16 protein-coding genes are annotated in these 17,650 nt (G+C 60.9%); 3 read left to right on the forward strand and 13 right to left on the reverse strand.

Features of this window, described 5'->3' with window-relative positions; translation table 11 throughout:
* Positions 1–52: 52 nt before the first annotated feature.
* Genes KIG99_RS04305 through KIG99_RS04325 form a run of 5 tightly spaced genes read right to left on the reverse strand, consistent with a single transcriptional unit; the run spans position 53 to position 6,057 of the window.
* A complete protein-coding gene (locus KIG99_RS04305) occupies positions 53–1,834 on the reverse strand; it encodes an acyl-CoA dehydrogenase (RefSeq protein WP_226459014.1) in 1,782 nt (593 codons plus the stop codon).
* Positions 1,831–3,624: a type IV pilus assembly protein FimV gene (locus KIG99_RS04310; protein WP_226459015.1), complete on the reverse strand. Its 1,794-nt coding sequence runs from the start codon at positions 3,622–3,624 to the stop codon at positions 1,831–1,833. The genes KIG99_RS04305 and KIG99_RS04310 overlap by 4 nt, the downstream gene beginning before the upstream one ends.
* 43 nt (positions 3,625–3,667) lie before the next feature.
* On the reverse strand, positions 3,668–4,333 hold the full coding sequence (locus KIG99_RS04315) for an energy-coupling factor ABC transporter permease (RefSeq protein ID WP_226459016.1): 666 nt from the start codon (positions 4,331–4,333) through the stop codon (positions 3,668–3,670).
* A 36-nt stretch (positions 4,334–4,369) separates the two neighbouring features.
* Positions 4,370–5,302, reverse strand: coding sequence for an electron transfer flavoprotein subunit alpha/FixB family protein (locus KIG99_RS04320; RefSeq protein WP_226459017.1), 933 nt, complete (start codon positions 5,300–5,302; stop codon positions 4,370–4,372).
* A 2-nt stretch (positions 5,303–5,304) separates the two neighbouring features.
* The gene (locus KIG99_RS04325) at positions 5,305–6,057 is read right to left on the reverse strand and encodes an electron transfer flavoprotein subunit beta/FixA family protein (protein ID WP_226459018.1); all 753 of its coding nucleotides are present in this window, start codon (positions 6,055–6,057) and stop codon (positions 5,305–5,307) included.
* A 126-nt stretch (positions 6,058–6,183) separates the two neighbouring features.
* Here KIG99_RS04325 and KIG99_RS04330 point away from each other — a divergent pair, with 126 nt between their 5' ends.
* Positions 6,184–6,795: a TetR/AcrR family transcriptional regulator gene (locus KIG99_RS04330; protein ID WP_226459019.1), complete on the forward strand. Its 612-nt coding sequence runs from the start codon at positions 6,184–6,186 to the stop codon at positions 6,793–6,795.
* Here KIG99_RS04330 and KIG99_RS04335 read toward each other — a convergent pair.
* From KIG99_RS04335 to KIG99_RS04370, 8 genes are all read right to left on the reverse strand, one after another.
* A complete protein-coding gene (locus KIG99_RS04335; RefSeq protein WP_226459020.1) occupies positions 6,792–7,397 on the reverse strand; it encodes an ABC-type transport auxiliary lipoprotein family protein in 606 nt (201 codons plus the stop codon). The two genes, KIG99_RS04330 and KIG99_RS04335, sit on opposite strands and share 4 nt — an antisense overlap.
* Before the next feature lies 1 nt (position 7,398).
* On the reverse strand, positions 7,399–8,325 hold the full coding sequence (locus KIG99_RS04340) for an MlaD family protein (RefSeq protein ID WP_226459021.1): 927 nt from the start codon (positions 8,323–8,325) through the stop codon (positions 7,399–7,401).
* Positions 8,326–8,334: 9 nt separating this feature from the next.
* A complete protein-coding gene (locus KIG99_RS04345) occupies positions 8,335–9,090 on the reverse strand; it encodes an ABC transporter ATP-binding protein (RefSeq protein WP_226459022.1) in 756 nt (251 codons plus the stop codon).
* On the reverse strand, positions 9,087–10,193 hold the full coding sequence (locus KIG99_RS04350; RefSeq protein ID WP_226459023.1) for an ABC transporter permease: 1,107 nt from the start codon (positions 10,191–10,193) through the stop codon (positions 9,087–9,089). The genes KIG99_RS04345 and KIG99_RS04350 overlap by 4 nt, the downstream gene beginning before the upstream one ends.
* Complete coding sequence (gene ppx / locus KIG99_RS04355; RefSeq protein ID WP_226459024.1) at positions 10,190–11,692, reverse strand: exopolyphosphatase; 1,503 nt, start codon at positions 11,690–11,692, stop codon at positions 10,190–10,192. Before ppx ends, KIG99_RS04350 begins: the two co-directional genes overlap by 4 nt.
* A 132-nt stretch (positions 11,693–11,824) precedes the next feature.
* A complete protein-coding gene (locus KIG99_RS04360; protein ID WP_226459025.1) occupies positions 11,825–13,747 on the reverse strand; it encodes a propionate--CoA ligase in 1,923 nt (640 codons plus the stop codon).
* Between the two features lie 23 nt (positions 13,748–13,770).
* Complete coding sequence (locus KIG99_RS04365) at positions 13,771–14,883, reverse strand: GGDEF domain-containing response regulator (RefSeq protein WP_226459026.1); 1,113 nt, start codon at positions 14,881–14,883, stop codon at positions 13,771–13,773.
* 1 nt (position 14,884) lies between these two features.
* A complete protein-coding gene (locus KIG99_RS04370) occupies positions 14,885–15,880 on the reverse strand; it encodes an oxidoreductase (protein ID WP_226459027.1) in 996 nt (331 codons plus the stop codon).
* A 120-nt stretch (positions 15,881–16,000) separates the two neighbouring features.
* Here KIG99_RS04370 and KIG99_RS04375 point away from each other — a divergent pair, with 120 nt between their 5' ends.
* Together KIG99_RS04375 and KIG99_RS04380 are read left to right on the forward strand one after the other, a co-directional pair.
* Positions 16,001–16,504 carry a C40 family peptidase gene (locus KIG99_RS04375; RefSeq protein ID WP_226459028.1) on the forward strand — a complete coding sequence of 168 codons (504 nt, stop codon included), beginning with the start codon at positions 16,001–16,003 and terminating at the stop codon, positions 16,502–16,504.
* 128 nt (positions 16,505–16,632) lie between these two features.
* Positions 16,633–17,637, forward strand: a complete 1,005-nt coding sequence (locus tag KIG99_RS04380) for a Fe(3+) ABC transporter substrate-binding protein (RefSeq protein ID WP_226459029.1) — start codon at positions 16,633–16,635, stop codon at positions 17,635–17,637.
* The last annotated feature ends 13 nt before the right edge of the window (positions 17,638–17,650 follow it).

Here is a 17,650-nt window from a genome sequence, read left to right on the forward strand (position 1 = left end):
AGCCCGCGACTATAACAGAAATCGCGGGCTTGCGGGCAAAACAAAGAGGGAATCAGAAGCTGTCGTCAGCTATCTCAAGTGCACCGGCCGCGCCGGAGATCACGGACTCAGCCAGACCAGCCGCCTGGGTCAGGAAATGATCGGCATAGAAGCGGGCCGTTGCCAGCTTGGCGGCCCAGAAGGGGTCATTCTCTCCGGCAGCGATCCGGGCACGCGCGATGACGGCCGCTCGCCCCATCTGCCAGCCACCGGCCACAATCCCCAGCAGATACAGGAAAGGAACCGCGCCGGCATGAGCTGCCTTGGGGTCACCGGCAAAATTGGCAACAATCCAGGAAACCGCCTTTTCCAAGGCGTCGACCGCTACGGACTGACGCGCTCCGATAGCCTGTAAATCGCCATCCAGGGACCGCAACGCAGCACGCATCTCGGCAATCACAGCCGCGATCGTGACACCCTTTTCACGCGCAATCTTGCGGCCGATCAGGTCATTCGCCTGAATCGCCGTTGTACCTTCGTAAATCGCGGTGATGCGCGCATCACGCAGATGCTGGGCAGCACCGGTTTCCTCGATATAGCCCATGCCGCCATGCACCTGCACGCCCAGCGAGGCAATATCGATTGCGCTTTCGGTACTCCAGCCCTTGACGACCGGAATCATCAGATCGGCAAATGCCTGCCCGGCCTTGCGCCCGGCTTCATCGGGATGATTGTGGGCATTGTCCTGCGCGGCAGCAGTAACGTAAGCCAGCACCCGCATCGCTTCAATGCGCGCCCGCATCGACATCAACATGCGCCGCACGTCCGGATGCTTGATGATCGGCACCTTCGGACCACCACGCACACCAACCTCGGTTCCCTGCACCCGTTCTTTCGCATAGACAACGGCGCGCTGATAGGCACGCTCGGCATCGCCCAGACCTTCGAGGCCGACATTGAAGCGGGCGGCATTCATCATGATGAACATGTACTCAAGGCCGCGATTCTCCTCGCCAACCAGCGTACCGATCGCACCACCGTGATCACCGAATGCCAGCACCGCCGTCGGACTGCCGTGAATACCCAGCTTGTGTTCAATCGAGACACAATAGACATCATTGCGCTCACCCGGCGTTCCATCCGCCTTGAGCAGAAACTTGGGCACCACAAACAGGGAAATCCCCTTGACGCCTTCAGGCGCCCCCGGGGTGCGGGCCAACACGAGATGGACGATGTTATCCGTCATGTCGTGCTCACCATAGGTGATGAATATCTTCTGCCCGAAAATCCTGTAACTGCCATCACCCACCGGCTCGGCGCGACTGCGCACCGCAGCAAGGTCCGACCCGGCGGAAGGCTCAGTCAGGTTCATGGTACCGGTCCATTCGCCGGAAACCAGATTCGGCAGGTAAGCCGCCTTCTGCGCATCGGTGCCGGCAATCATCAGCGCCTCGATGGCACCTTGCGTCAGCATTGGACACAGCGAGAAGGCATGGTTGGCGGCTTTCCACATTTCACTGACCGCAGTGGACAGCAGCTTGGGCAAACCCTGGCCACCGAACTCCGGATCACACCCCAGGCCATTCCAGCCGTTATCGACGAATTGCCGATAAGCCTCCTTGAACCCGGGAGAGGTCGTGACCACCGTATCTTTCCACTTGGCCCCGTCGCGGTCACCCACGCGATTCAGTGGCGACAAGACTTCTCCGGAGAAGCGGGCAGCCTCTTCGAGAATGGCATCCACCACATCCGGCGTAGCCTCTTCATATCCAGGCAAGGCGACGACCTGCGCCAAGCCGGCGAGATCCTGCATGACAAAACGAATATCCTTGAGCGGTGCGATGTATTCACTCATGACGCAACAGTTTCCTTTTCCATACGATGAGCCGTTTCCTTCAGTTCAATGAGGAAAAGAATTTCCTCAACAACAGGAAGCGCAAAGCCGACACGTTGACCACCCCGGTTGTCACGCAGGAGTTGATAGAGGTAACCGACCACGTCGCCCGCACTCCACAGATCGGAAACCATCCCCATCAAGCGCGGCATGTCCTCCAGACACTCCGGCTTTGGCGCCAACGGTGCCGCGGCGGCCGCCGGCTCGGCGACATCATCGAGCACCAGATCCAGCGTATGCGAACCGGCCGCTGCGTTGACTCCACTCCACTGCTGAACTTCGACATTGAAATTCTGGTTCAGGTTGCGCGAGACCGCCTCGAACTCGTTACGCATACCCGCCATGCGATAGACATCCATCAGGCGAATCCAGGGTTGCAAGGCTTCCTGCGGATTATTGTCGATATACTCCTGGAGGGCCTGGGCTGCGCCCTTGACCCGTCCGAAGGACAGCATGATGTCGGCCAGTTCCATTACCGGATTGGCCTCAAAATGCTCATCCAGCGTCGTTGCCGAAATGGAAAGCACCGAGTCCATCGACTCGGAAGCTGACGATGCAGCCGCCACGGGAGAAACTGCAGGCGCCTCGCCCCCGTCCAGCTCAAGATCGACAGCCATCGGCGCAGCGGAAACATTCGGCTCGACCGCAAGGTCAACCACGCCGGACTCTTCACGCTCATCTTCGCGCCTTGGATCGACCCTCAGATCAGGAGCAGCAACCCGGTAACCGGGATCAGTCTCATCCAGCCGTCGCTCCTGGTATTTCCGCCAGCCAAACCAGCCGCCAAGACCCAGCACGACGCCAAGAATGACACCGTAGAAGCTCCAGTCGGAAATGCCGGAGGAATCATCCTCCGCCCCCCCGACCGCCACTGGCGGCACAGCAACCGGCGCCGCATCGGATTTCGCTGCCGGAACTTCCGCCGGCGCCCCTTTTTCGACCCGCTGGGAAAACTCGGCAGCGCGCTGCTGCAAATCCCCCAGCGTGCTTTCCATGTTGCGCAACTTTTCAGCCGTTGCCAGCTGACTCGTCGCCTGCTCATTCATCGACAGCAACATGCGGAACTCAAGGCGCAGAATTTCACGCTGAGCCTCTGTCGCCTCCGCCGTCTTCGCCCCGGGAGTCAGCGAAAAAAGATCGGTCGCCAGACGCAGCGACGGCTCCCCGACATCTTCACCATTGGACAACAACAGGCGATCCGGCACCGGATTGGGCGCCAGCCGCCTTTCTGCAACGTGCGGCTTCAACCGCTCCGGCACATCGGACTGACGCGGCGCCAGACTTCTTGGCCGGACAAGCGGCGCCGGTTTTTTGGCAGATGTCCCGAGGTTTGCCGAGGGAACAACCTCCTGGCGCGCCGGCAAATCCGGCTGGGCAGCCTTGGGCGGCGAAGCGAATATTACATACTCACGCCCAACTTCATGCCCGCAGGCCACTTGCAACGCAAGCACAGTCACCGGATCGCGCAGAGGCGTCTCGGAACTGATCTCGAGAATGGAAGGAGAACCCTTGCGAATACTGAGCGAAGCTTTTTTCAGCCAGGGCAGATCGCCGCCACTTGCAGGTGGTATCAGACGAAAGCAGGAAGGATCCAGTGCCGCCTTGCCATCACCAAGGATCTCAACCTCCAGCCGAAAACGCTCTCCCAGGCTAGGTTGACCGCGCAACTCTCCCAAGCCGAGCGCATAAGCTGCGCCCGACAAGGCAAAAAGCAAAACGGGCAACGAATACCGAAAAGCCAAACGATTCAACGAGGGACTCCTTGGAAACAAGAATTCTCCTTAATTGTAATCGTTATTTATCCGCAAGATAACGGGAATCATCAAAAGTAATAACCCAATCTGGCCGATAAACGACAAATAGCGTCATTAACATCCCCGAAAGCCACGCCTCAGAGAATCCCAAAAGCATGAAATATGGGAAATACTCAGCAATTAAGTACTCCCAAGTGTAAACACCGGAAAAAAACAGAAAAACAGTAATGGAAAAACCAACGGCAATAATTGTCAGGGCCGCCCCAAGAAAAGCATTGACGAAAATAAAGACGAAAAAATGTGGCGGCAGGAGTCGAACAATCGCGCGGTGACAAAGCTGCGCAAACACGACACCACCACCGGCCAGCAATAACGCGTTGGCCGCGTAAGCAAATTGGCCGGCTGCGCCATTCAGGGTAATGCCGGCAAGCACCAAGCAAAGACCGACAAAGGCCAGATGTGGCCCAAAACTCAGGGCAAAGACCGTGGCACCAAGCAAATGAAAGCCGAGCCCGGGTTTGACCCCGGCTTTCAGGCTCCAGATCAGGGTCAGCAAGACCACCATGCCCAGCCAAACATTCAGCAAATCAGGGGACTTCAGCCGCCCCCACGGCGCCCGGAAAAGACTGCGGGCGAAAAGTGGAAGCCAGATGACCCAAGCCATCCAGTACCACGTTTCGCCCAGCAGATTGTCCGGTAGATTCACCCGGCTATTCTAGTACTGGCTCTTGCTTTTTTGCTATCAGCCGAGTGCAGCGCCCAGCTGGGGAACCACTTCGAACAGGTCACCGACCAGGCCGTAATCGGCGACCTGGAAGATCGGGGCATCCGGATCCTTGTTGATCGCGACGATCACCCTCGAATCCTTCATGCCGGCCAGGTGCTGGATCGCTCCCGAGATGCCGACCGCGATGTAGAGCTGCGGCGCGACGATCTTTCCGGTCTGGCCGACCTGGTAGTCGTTCGGCACGAAGCCGGCATCGACCGCGGCGCGGCTGGCGCCCAGGGCGGCACCGAGCTTGTCGGCAAGCGGCTCGAGCAGTTGATGATAGTTTTCACCGCTACCCAGGCCACGCCCGCCGGAGACGATGATCTTGGCGGCACCGAGTTCCGGGCGTTCCGACTTGGTCAGTTCGCGGTTAGTCAGTTGCGTCTGGTTGGTGTCGGCGGCAGCAGCGATGGCTTCGATTTCGGCATTGTTTCCGGCGTTGACCGCATCGAAGGCGGTCGTCCGCACGGTGATCACCTTGACTGCATCGGCGCTCTTCACCGTGGCCAGCGCATTACCGGCGTAGATCGGGCGCACGAAGGTGTCAGCGGCTTCAACGCCGGTGATTTCCGAGATCTGGGCAACGTCGAGCAAGGCGGCGACGCGCGGCAGCAGGTTCTTGCCGAAGGTCGTGGCCGGCGCCAGGATGTGGCTGTAACCGGCGGCGTTGGCGATGACCAGCGCGGTCAGGTTCTCGGCCGTCTGGCTGGCGTATTGCGCAGCATCGGCGACCTTGACCTTGGCGACGCCTTGCAGGCTGGTGGCTTGCTGTGCGGCGGCGGCACAGTTGCTGCCGGCGACCAGCACATGGATGTCGCCACCGATCTTGGCGGCAGCAGCGACGGTGTTCAGGGTCGCCGCCTTGAGGCTGGCGTGATCGTGTTCAGCGATAACGAGGATAGTCATGATCAGATCACCTTGGCTTCGTTCTTGAGTTTGTTCACCAGTTCGGCGACATCGGCGACCATCACGCCGGCGCTGCGCTTGGCCGGCTCGGCGACTTTCAGCGTCGTCAGGCGCGGTGCGACATCGACACCGAGGTCGGCCGGCTTAACGGTGTCGAGCGGCTTCTTCTTGGCTTTCATGATGTTGGGCAGGGTCGCGTAGCGCGGCTCGTTCAGGCGCAGATCGGTCGACACCACCGCAGGCAAGGAAATGGCCAGGGTTTCCAGGCCGCCGTCGATTTCACGGGTAACCGTGGCTTTGCCGTCGGCAATGACAACCTTGGAGGCGAAGGTGGCTTGCGGCCAGCCGGCGAGTGCGGCGAGCATCTGGCCAGTCTGGTTGGCGTCGTCGTCGATCGCCTGCTTGCCGCAGATGACCAGGCCCGGCGCTTCCTTGTCGCACAGTGCCTTCAACAGCTTGGCCACGGCCAGCGGCTGCAGGTCGACATCACCGCAATCAACCAGGATGCCGCGATCGGCACCGATCGCCATCGCCGTGCGCAGGGTTTCCTGGCAGGCAGCCACACCACACGACACCGCGATCACTTCCGTCGCAATGCCGGCTTCCTTCAGACGCACCGCTTCTTCAACCGCGATTTCGTCAAACGGGTTCATGCTCATCTTGACGTTGGCCAGGTCGACGCCCGAACCATCCGCCTTGACGCGGACCTTCACGTTGTAATCAACCACCCGCTTTACGGGGACGAGAATTTTCATAGTCTCTCCTTTTCGGTCATGAATATCGGCAGCGTCTTTGTACTACATCCTGACGCCTGTTTGACATAGCCTGAGTCATTACGCACAATGACCATACTGTGTCGTATGGAATGCATACGGTAGCGTATGGAAAACACCTCTGTCAAGTCCTCTCCCAAACCGGCGCGCAAGAAGTCGGTCGTGCCGCGCACGCAGCTTGATCCGGAACAATGGATCGAGACGGCGACTGACGTCCTCGCCCGCGAGGGTGTGGCCGGCCTGCGCGTCGAAGTCCTGGCCAAGCTGTGCGGCGTCACCAAGGGCAGCTTCTACTGGCACTTCAAGGACCGGCGCGCCCTGCTCGACGCCGTTCTTGAACGCTGGAAGGAAGGCCGCATCCGCGACATCGAGAAAACCACCTCGGTCGCGCCGGGACAAGAGCGCGACCAGTTGCATTACGCCATTGAAGTATACGGCGCCAGCCGCAATCGCAAGGGCATGGCTATCGAACTGGCGGTACGCGACTGGGCGCGTCACGATGCGCCAGCTGCTGCCGTCGTCGAATCGGTCGACCTGTATCGACTGGAATGCACGCGCAAACTGTTTGTTGCGGCCGGCATGTCGGACGCCGAGGCAAAAAGCCGCAGCCTGCTGCTCTATGCCTGCGTATTCGGTCTCTCCCTGATGCATTACAGTCCGTTCGACGACAATCCGGGCGATCTCAAGCAGCGCATTGCCGAACGCATCATCGCCGATTAGCGACGGCAGACGGCAAGCTGGCCGCCGGCCAGCAGTTCGCCTTCCCAGCGACGCAGCATCGCCGTCAGTTGTCCAACCGTAGCCGTCAATGCCGCCACTCCCGCCCGGGAATTACTCTCTCCGGCCGCGATCGCTATCCTGATCTCCCGCTCGGCGAGTTGGCCGCGACTGCGATCCAGCCATTGCGCACGCCCGCTCAGCACACCACGACTGACGACCGGAGCATCAAACACCTGAGCAAACTCGGCAATATCGATGCGGAGCAGACAGGCGGCCCGCCCCTGGCCACTTGAAATCAGCCCCAATTCGCGCGTCAACCGCTGCTGGATCAGACTGGCCGGCGCCCCGGCCCAGCGGGCGCGGGCGTATTCGCGCAAACGTGCCGGTTCGGCATAGAGCAGCCGGTAATTGATACCGAGCGAATCAAACCACAAGGGGGCCCGCACTTCGAGCGCGAGCGACAGGACAGAAGGCGCCGCGGCACTTTCCACAGCAGGGCCCAGATCGTAGATAGCCAGCGCCGAGTCGCCGCGCTTGCCGGCAGTGAAGCAACCAGCCAGCATCAGCACCAGCACCAGCAGGAACGCAGAAAGCAGACGCATGCTATTTGCCTCCATCCGCAGCAAATCCCGCCTCGCCCGGCCCGGGCTGCAGCGCCGGCGCACCGAAGACCAGGCCCTGCGGCGTGTCTTCGAGGATGCGCAAGACCCGGCTCAACTGGCGCGACGTCTGCGAAAAATCACTCGCCAGTTCGTTCAGGCGTGGCATCAGGCCGGAAGCGCCACCGGTCGACGCGTCGCCGATGGCAATATCGAACTTGTCGGTAGCCGCCTGCATCTTGCCGACCAATGCACGTGTATCGGCCAGCAGAGGACCGACCTCGCCGGTCGCCTGCGCGAGATTTTTCAGATTGCGGTCATCGAGCAATTTGCGCATCTGCTGCAGCGTGCCGTTGAGGTTTTCCAGGGTCGGCTTAATATTGACCGATGCGGCCTCGAGATTGGCCAGCGTCGCCGTCAGGTGCCGGGCATTCTCTTCGCTGAGCATGGCGTTGGCGCTGACCATCAACTGTTTGGCCTGGCGCAGGGTCGCGGCACCGGTTTCGCCCAACTCGTCAAACAGCGAAGGAATCATCGTGATCCGGGGCGGTTTCTCGTCGTCCGGCGCCAGCGGCTCGCCGTTCTTGCCGGTTTCCAGCAACAGGATGTGAGCCAGTCCGGTGACCCCCTGGTAATTCAGCTTGGCAACCGTTCCATGCGTCAGCGGCACATCCTCATTGACCGAAATGGTGACCAGGATATTGGCGTAATCATCCGGATCAAGCCGGATGTCGCTGACCTTGCCGACGCGGATGCCGCGGTAGCGCACCTGGGCCTGCGGATTGAGGCCGCCAATGTTCTGCTTGGTGACCACCACGTAATCGTGCGTCTCCTCGCGCGCCCCGCCCAGCCAGTAGAGCGCCAGCAAGGCCGCCAGACCGAGCAGAAGGGCAAAGAGTCCGGCGACGAAGGCGTGTGATTTGTTTTCCATGAGCGTCAATTAAAGCAGCTTCCGGCGGTCTGCGCCAAAAAAGCCGGTGACAAAGGGGTGATCGACGGTCATCACTTCCGCCTTCGGACCGCAGGCGACGATGCGCTGATCGGCGAGCACCGCGACATGTGTCGCCAGTCCGGCCAGCGTATTGAGGTCGTGCGTCACCATGATGATGGTCAGGCCGAGGGCCTGCTGCAGCGAACCGAGCAGGTCGACAAAATTCTGGCTGCGGTCCGGGTCGAGGCCGGCCGTCGGCTCGTCGAGCAGCAACAGCTCGGGCTCGAGCGCCAGCGCCCGGGCGAGTGCAACACGCTTGACCATGCCGCCAGACAGCTCAGCCGGCATCAGCCGGCCATGCGCCGCTTCCATTTCGACCATGGCCAGCTTGAGATGCACCAAGCGACGAATCCAGTCTTCGTCGAGGCATTTCAGTTCGCGCAGCGGGAAGGCGATGTTGTCGAACACCGAAAGTGCGGAAAACAGCGCGCCATGCTGGAACAACATGCCGAGACGACGCCGGATGGCGCGCTGGGCAATGATGTCCGGATCATCGAGATCGAAGCCGAACAGGCGAACACTACCGGCATTCGGACGCAACAGGCCGAGCATTTCGCGCAACAAGGTTGTCTTGCCACTGCCCGAACCGCCGAGCAGACCAAGAATCTGGCCGGCCTCGACCCGCAGGTCGAGCTGGCGATGCACGTACTGGCCGGAAAACACCGTATCGATGCCGCACAGTTCGACGACCGCTGGCGTATTCATAGTTGCGGCATGCCGATCTGGCGGGTCAGGACGGCGAACACGGCATCGACCAGGATGACCGCGGTGATCGCCGTGACCACCGCGCTGGTCGTGTTGGCCGACAGGCTTTCGGTATTCGGTTTGACGCGCAAACCGAAATGGCAGGCGACCAGCGCAATAACGAAGCCGAACAGCACACCCTTGCCCAGACCGATCAGCAGGTTGGCCATCGGCACGGCGCGCGGCAGGTTTTCAAAGAAATAATAGAGCGACAAGTCGAGTTGCAGCAGCGCCGCCAGCATGCCGCCGAACAGCGCGACAAACGAGGTCCACAACACCAACAAGGGCATCGCAGCGGTCAACCCGAGAATTTTGGGCAAAACGATGCGCAGCGTGCGCGAAATGCCCATCGTGGACAAGGCATCGATTTCCTCGGTGACCCGCATGACGCCGATCTGTGCCGTCATCGCCGAGCCGGAACGCCCGGCGACCAGCACGGCGACCAGCACCGGCCCGAGTTCGCGGATGATTGAAATCCCGAGAATATTGACGATGAAAAGATCGGCACCAAAACCCTTGAGCTGCAGCGCCGACAGATAGCTGATCGTCACGCCGATCAGGAAGCCGACCAGCGCCGTCACCGGCAGCGCCTGTGCGCCCGCCTTGTAAATGTTGGCAGTAAACTCGCGCCACGGCACGTCGACCGGATGGCGGAACAAATAAGCCAGGTCGAAGAGCAGTTGTCCGAACAAGGTCAGCATGCCGCGCAGATTGACGACAGCCTTCAACAACAGACGGCCGAGCACTTCAATCAGGCGGAAGGACGGCGGCGCCGGCACCTCGATTTCATCGGGCAACACGGCGACCCGCTCGATCACCTGGCGGTGCAGGGGCTGAACATCCAGGCCTGGTGGCCAGGCCTGCTGCCAGACACGCCAGAGCAGAACGGCCGCGGCGCTATCCAGGCGGCTCAGCGCCGACAGATCCCAGTGCCGGCTGGTCTGCTTCAAGGTCGCCAGATCAGCCTGCAACTCGGCCAGATGCGGCAGCATGGCAGCCAGCGTCCATTGTCCGGACAGCACGATTTTCCCCGGCTCGACCTGCAAGCGGGGGATGTCGTTCACGCGAGCTTCCTCACCGTCCGCGACTTCACCTGGTAATCGCGCCCAACCTGTTTCCAGATTGCGGCTTCCTCGCCGAGTGCGGCAGCCGTCCAGGGATTTTCGGCAAGCCATTCAGCCGGTAGCTCAAGCAGGAAGCCATTGCCATTGAGCCGAACCGACCACGCCGGCAAAGCCCGGTCGTCACGCGTGCGGTGCAGCAGAACCGCCAGGCGCAGACAGAAAACAAGCAGCCAGGCACTGTCGACCGCCGGGATGGCACTGAGCTTTTCCAGCTTGCCACGATGGCCAAGCACCAGCATGGCCAGGCGCGCCTGATCCTTCTTCGAGAAACCGGGCATGTCGGCGTAGGTCAGAATGTAGGCGCCGTGCTTGTGATAGGCATTGTGCGCCACCGAAATGCCGATTTCATGCAGGCGCGTCGCCCAACTCAGGAACTGGATGTCGGCCTCTTCCGGCGAGCCTTCCGCCAACTGGGTCAGCGCCGAAAGCGCCGTCGCCGTGACGCGCTCCGCCTGATCGGCCTCGACCTGATAACGCCGGCGGAACTGCGCCACCGTCGAATCGCGCATGTCGTGATGATGGAAACGCCCGAGCAGATCGTAGAGCACGCCGAGGCGCAAGGCACCATCGGCATAGGTCATGCGCTCGATCTCCAGCTCCTCGAAAATCGCCGACATGATGGCGATGCCACCCGGCAACACCGGCAGACGGTCGCCCTTGACGCCGGGCAGATCAAGCGCATCGGCCGAGCCCGCCTTGACCAGCAGCAGACAGAGCTTGTCTAGGCCTTCGCGGGTAATGCCGCTCTCGCCGTTCGGGTTCAGACCATTGAGTTCGAGAATGTCGGCAATTGCGCGCGCCGTACCCGACGAGCCAACCGCCTCCTTCCAGCCCAGACGCTGGTAATCGGCGGCAATCAGCTCGATTTCCTTGGCCGCCGCCACCTGCGCATCGCGCAGGCGCTTCTTGTCGATCTTGCCATCGGGAAAAAAGCGCAGCGTATAGCTGACGCAGCCCATGTACAGCGACTCCATCAGTTGCGGCTCATGCCGCTTGCCGATGATGAACTCGGTCGAACCACCACCGATATCGACAACCAGCCGCTTGTGCGCCACAGAAGGCAGCGAGTGCGAAGCGCCGATGTAGATCAGGCGGGCTTCTTCACGGCCGGCGATGATTTCGATCGGAAAGCCGAGCGCCTCTTCCGCCAGCGGCAGGAAATCCATCGCATTCTTGGCAACGCGCAGGGTGTTGGTCGCCACTGCCCGCACCGCGCCCTGATCAAGACCGCGCAGGCGCTCACCGAAGCGGCGCAGACCGTCCAGCGCGCGCATCTGCGAACTCAGATCAAGATTTTTCTCGGGGGTCAGTCCGGAAGCCAGGCGCACCGGCTCCTTCATCGAGTCCAGCGTATAGATCTGGTTATCCACGACCCGCCCGACCTGCAGGCGAAAGCTGTTGGAACCCAGATCGACAGCGGCAACGGTTTCGTAAATCATCAGCGTGAAACAACCCGAAAGGTAGGATAGACGGCGATTCTAACACCCACCCCCGCGCCGGATTCTTACAAGACCGGCGTAAAAAAACCCGCCGGCTTGCACCGACGGGTTTTTGCGCGAAGGCGCAGGCGTTTAGCTGGCCAGGGCGTTCTTGATCTGCTCCAGCGTCGACGGATCGTCGATCGTGGTCAGATCGCCCGGATCGCGGCCTTCGGCGAGTGCCTGCAGCGAGCGGCGCAGCATCTTGCCGGAACGGGTTTTCGGCAGACCGGTCACGAAGTGCACGCGAGCCGGGCGACCGATGGCACCGAGAATGCCGTCAACCGTAGCGAACACTTCCTTCTCCAGCGCCTTGACCAGCTCGGGCGTTGCCACCTTGGAAGCGTCCTTGACGACGGCAAACGCCATCGGCACCTGGCCCTTGAGCTTGTCTTCGACGCCAACCACAGCCACTTCGGCAATCGCCGGGTGATTCTGGATGGCTTCCTCGATTTCGCGGGTGCCCAGACGGTGGCCGGCAACGTTGATCACGTCATCGGTACGGCCAAGGATGGTGAAGTAACCATCGTCGTCCTTGATCGCCCAGTCATACGACGAGTAAACCAGCGGCTCCTTGAACAGCGTGAAGTAGGTCGACACAAAACGGTCGTCCTGACCCCAGACGGTGGACAAACAGCCCGGCGGCAGCGGCGGGATGACCGCGGCGATACCCTTTTCGTTGGCATCGCAGACCGAACCGTCTTCGCGGAAAATCTGCAGGTTGTAGCCGTAGACCGGGAAGGATGGCGAACCGTACTTGATCGGCGTGTTTTCGACGCCCGGCAAAGCGGCCAGCATCGGCCAGCCGGTTTCGGTCTGCCAGTAGTTGTCGATGACCGGCTTTTGCAGCTCGGTCATGAACCATTCGTGGGTCGGCTGATCAAGCGGCTCGCCGGCCATGAAAACGTGCTTCAGGGACGACAGGTCGTACTTGTGCATGAAGGCCGGGTCCTGCTTCTTCAGCACGCGGGCGGCGGTCGGTGCCGAGAACATCACGCTGACCTTGTACTTCTCGACGATCTGCCACCAGATGCCGGCGTCCGGACGCAGCGGCGTGCCTTCGTACATCACGGTGGCCATGCCGGCGATCAGCGGGCCGTAGATGATGTAGGAGTGACCAACCACCCAGCCGATGTCGGAGGTGGAGAAGAAGGTTTCGCCCTCGCCACCGCAGTAGATGTGCTTCATCGACGAAGCCAGCGCCACGGCGTAACCGCCGGTGTCGCGCTGCACGCCCTTCGGCTTGCCGGTCGTGCCCGAGGTGTAGAGGATGTAGGACGGCTCGGAGGATTCCAGCCATTCGCAAGGCACCTGGGCATCCATGAACTTGGCACGCTCAGTGGCGTAGTCGACATCGCGACCGGCAACCTTGTTGAATTCCTTGTCCAGACCACGGTCGACCATCAGCACCTTGGCCGGCTTGTGTTCAGCCAGTTCGATCGCTTCATCGAGCAGATGCTTGTAGGGCACGGCCTTGCCACCGCGCATGCCGGCATCGGCGGAAACGATCAGCACCGGCTTGGCATCGTCGATACGGGTTGCCAGCGAACCGGAAGCGAAGCCACCGAACACCACCGAGTGAATGGCGCCAATACGGGTTGCAGCAAGAATGGCGAAGGTTGCCTGGGCAATCATCGGCATGTAGATCAGGACGCGGTCGCCCTTCTTGACGCCGAGGCTCTGGTAGATCGCTGCCATGCGCTCGATTTCGCGCTGCAGTTCGGCAAAGGAATAAACCTTCTCTTCGTCGGTTTCGGTCGACACGAAAATCAGCGCATTGGCATCCGGACGCTTGGCAGCGTGGCGGTCAACCGCGTTGTAACAAAGATTTGTCTTGCCGCCGACAAACCACTTGGCAAAGGGCGGGCGCGAAAAATCGCAAACCTGGGTGAATGGTTCCTTCCAGTCGACAAGCTGGGCCTGCTCGGTCCAGAACTCGTTCGGCTTTTCGATGGAATACTGGTGAAACTCCTTGTACGTCGCCATAAAACTCCCTCTAGCTAGGTTTTCCTGCACTACAAAATAATCGGGCGGACTATTTATTTTTGCCCTGTCCGCTCGTTCAAACGGCGTTCGATCTCTGCCAGCGGCAGAGCCAAACCCAATTCCTTGTCCAGCAACTGCAGCAAGGGGCCAAGCTGCTTCGCCAGGGCCACCAGATGCGGCTTGACAGCATCGGCCCGGTTGCTGGCCAGCAACTCCAGCGCGTGGTGAATCGATATCGTCCGCGTTGCCGGGGCGACGCCACCGGAAACAATGCGGTTACCGCCGCCTTGCATCGCCTCCTGCATGCGATGCCCGGCCAGATCAAGCAAGGCACCCGCCGAAGTGACATGATCGGCCGGCACACCGGCCAGACCGATACTGACCGTGACCGAGAGCGGCTGCCCCTGCACGGAAAGGCGCGATACCTCAACCGCCTGCCGTACCCGCTCGGCAAAGGTCGCGCAATACGCCAGCGCGGTACCCGGCGAAACGATGGCGTACTGACCGGCACCGAAATGGCCAAGACTGTCTTCCTGGCGAATCTTGCCGGCCAGCATGCGGGCAAAACGGTGGCCGACCTCGGCCGCCGTGTCATTCCCCAAGCGCTCGCACATGCCCTGATAGCCATCGAAACCAAAGACCAGCAAGCTGCTGTCGCCACCGTGCCGCGCCGAATGCGACAGCGCCTGCGCCGTCTGCAGCTCGAGAAACTTGCGGGTAAACAGGCCACTCAACGGATCCTGCACCATGCGCTCGCGGCCGGCGTCGAGATCCTCGCGCGCCTCCGACAAGGCCAGCAGATGTTTCAGGCGCAGCAGGATCTCCGCACTGCCCACGCCCTTGGTCACAAAATCGGAAACTCCGGCATCCGTTGCCCGCTGACGATCCTCTTCGGTTTCCTCGCCGGAAACCAGAATGAAGGGCAATTCCTGCAAGCGCCGCAACTTCGACGCGCGGATACGCTCGACCAATTCCAGACCGTTCAGCTTCGGCATGTGCAGATCGGAGATCACCGCCTGGATCGAGTGATCCAGCACCAGCGTCTGCCAGGCTGCGTCGCCATCAGCCTCCTCGCGCATCTCGTAGGAGCCCTTCAGGTGCTGCATCAGGGTCGCACGCACAACGCGCGAATCGTCAACGATCAGGATGTGCGGCAAACCTGCCATCTCAGCTACCGGCCAGTTCGACGACGACGCGACCCTTGGCCTGGCCGGCCATGAATTCAACGAAAGTGGCCGGCAGCTCTGCGAAGGCAATGCGCCGCGCCATCGAGGCCAGGTGCGGCGGCCGCAGGTCGCTTGCCAGGCGCTGCCAGACGCCGCTGCGATAAGGCTCGCGGATATAGCCCGAATCGATGCCGAGCAGCGAAACGCCGCGCAGAATGAACGGCGCCACCGTCGTATTGAGCGACATGCTGGCGGCCAGACCAATGCTGGCAATCGTGCCGCCCTGCTCCATGGTGCTGGCGATCCAGGCCAGAACATCACCGCCCAGATTGTCGACCGCACCGGCCCAGCGGCCGCGGTCGAGCGGGCGAATCTTGGTCAGGTCTAGACTCTGGCGCAGCATCACCTCGGCCGCGCCGAGACTACGCAGGTAATCGGCTTCGCTTTCCTTGCCGGTCAGCGCGACAACGTGATAACCGATCTTGGCCAGCATATCGACCGCCAGACTGCCGACACCGCCGGTTGCTCCGGTGACGATGACCGGACCTTTCTCGGGGCGCAGGCCGTTTTCTTCCATGCGCACGATACCGAGCGCCGCAGTAAAGCCGGCCGTACCCAGCGCCATCGCCTCGAACAGCGACAGACCGGCCGGCAGCGGCACAACCCAGGCCGCGGGCACGCGGGCAATCTCGGCGTAACCGCCATGATGCGCGACGCCGATATCGAAACTGGTCGCAATGACCGGGTCACCCGGCTTGAAACGTGCGTCGCTGCTGCTGATCACCGTTCCCGAAAGATCAATGCCGCCGACGCAGGGAAAGCGCCGGATGATCTTGCCGGATCCCGTCGCCGCCAGCGCATCCTTGAAGTTGACGCTGGAGTAGGCAACCCGGATGGTGACTTCGCCGGCGTCAAGCCGACTCTCGTCCATCCGGACAAAATCGCTAGTGACTTTGCCGTCGCGTTCTTCAATCAGCAGTGCCTTGAAGGAATCCATGGTGCTCCTCGGTTTTCGGGAAATAAATTGTATTCATAATTACGGATTATGAACATAGTTGCAGCCGTCGTTTTTACCGCATCTTTACAGCAGACTGTTTTTCAAATACATTTCGCCGCTATGCAAAAAGTTTTAGCTACCCTTTTCCTTGCTTCCGCACTGTTCACCGGCGGAATCACCTCGGCCTGCGCGGCCGAGCAGATTCGCAAGGAAGAGCAGCAGTCCTTCTTCGAACGTTACACCAACGTCGCTCAGGATGTCATCCTGCAGGGACTCAAACTGGTTGGCGTACGCTACCGCTGGGGTGGCAACGACGAGGATAGCGGCCTGGATTGCAGCGGCTTTGTCCGCCTTGTATTCAAGGACAGCGTTGGCGCTTCCCTGCCGCGTACCGCCAAGGAGATGAGCGAAGTCGGTCAGCGCATCGACTCCAGCCAGCTCAAGCCGGGCGATCTGGTGTTCTTCAACACCATGCGCCGCACTTTCTCGCATGTCGGCATTTACCTCGGCGACAACCATTTCCTGCACGCACCGCGCACCGGCGCCGAAGTCCGCGTCGAGAACATGGAAAACAGCTACTGGATGCAGCGCTACAACGGTGCGCGTCGCATCATCGACAACTGAGTCGTAGCGACAACCAAGAAAACATGAGCGGCCAAGCCGCTTTTTTTACGCCTGCTTGCAAGAACCATTCTCATTCGCATAGACTGCGAGTCTTACCGGATCGTTTTGCCATCACAGGAGATTGCCGCATGAAGTTGCCCCTATCCTTCGCCGCCCTGGCCTTGCTTGCCAGCACCACCCAGGCCGCCGAACTGAACCTGTACTCGGCCCGCCATTACCAGACCGACGAAGCGCTCTACAGCAACTTCACCAAGCAGACCGGCATCAAGATCAACCGCATCGAAGGCAAGGAAGACGAGTTGCTGGAACGCATCCGCAACGAAGGCAGCAACAGCCCGGCCGACATCTTCCTCACCGTCGATGCCGCCCGCCTGGCCAAGGCGCACGAACTCGGCCTGTTTGCGCCGGTCAGCTCGAAAATACTGGAGTCGCGCATTCCGGCCCACCTGCGTACCGAAGACTGGTTCTCCTTCTCGACCCGGGCGCGCGTCATCGTGTACAACAAGGCCACGGTCAAGGCTGAAGATATCCAGAATTACGACGACCTTGCCGATCCGAAGCTGAAGGGCAAGTTCTGCTCGCGCTCCGGCTCCCACCCCTACAACCTGTCGCTGATGGCTTCGGTGATTGCCAACCAGGGCGAAGCCAAGGCCGAGGAATGGGCCAAAGGCATGGTGGCAAACTTTGCCCGCGCCCCCAAGGGCGGCGATACCGACCAGATCAAGGCGGTTTCGGCCGGCGAATGCGGCGTGGCCGTCTCCAACACCTACTACGTCGCCCGCCTGTTGCGCTCAACCAAGCCGGAAGACGTCAAGACCATGGAAAAGATCGGCATCGTCTGGCCGAACCAGAAAACCAGCGGCACCCACATCAACGTTTCCGGTGGCGGCATGCTGAAGACCGCCCCCAACAAGGCGGCAGCCGTACGCTTTCTCGAATATCTGGCCTCCGATGAGGCGCAGGCCTATTTCGCCGATGGCAATAACGAGTGGCCAGCGGTCAACAACGTAAAAATCGCCAATTCCGCCCTCGACTCGCTCGGCAAGTTCAAGGCTGACAAGTTGCCGATCAAGAATCTGGCGATGTACCAGGCCAAGGCACAGATCATCTACGATCGGGCCGGCTTCCGCTGAGCGCGCCCACAAC

This window comes from Quatrionicoccus australiensis, from assembly GCF_020510425.1.
GTDB classification, from domain to species: Bacteria; Pseudomonadota; Gammaproteobacteria; order Burkholderiales; family Rhodocyclaceae; genus Azonexus; species Azonexus australiensis_A.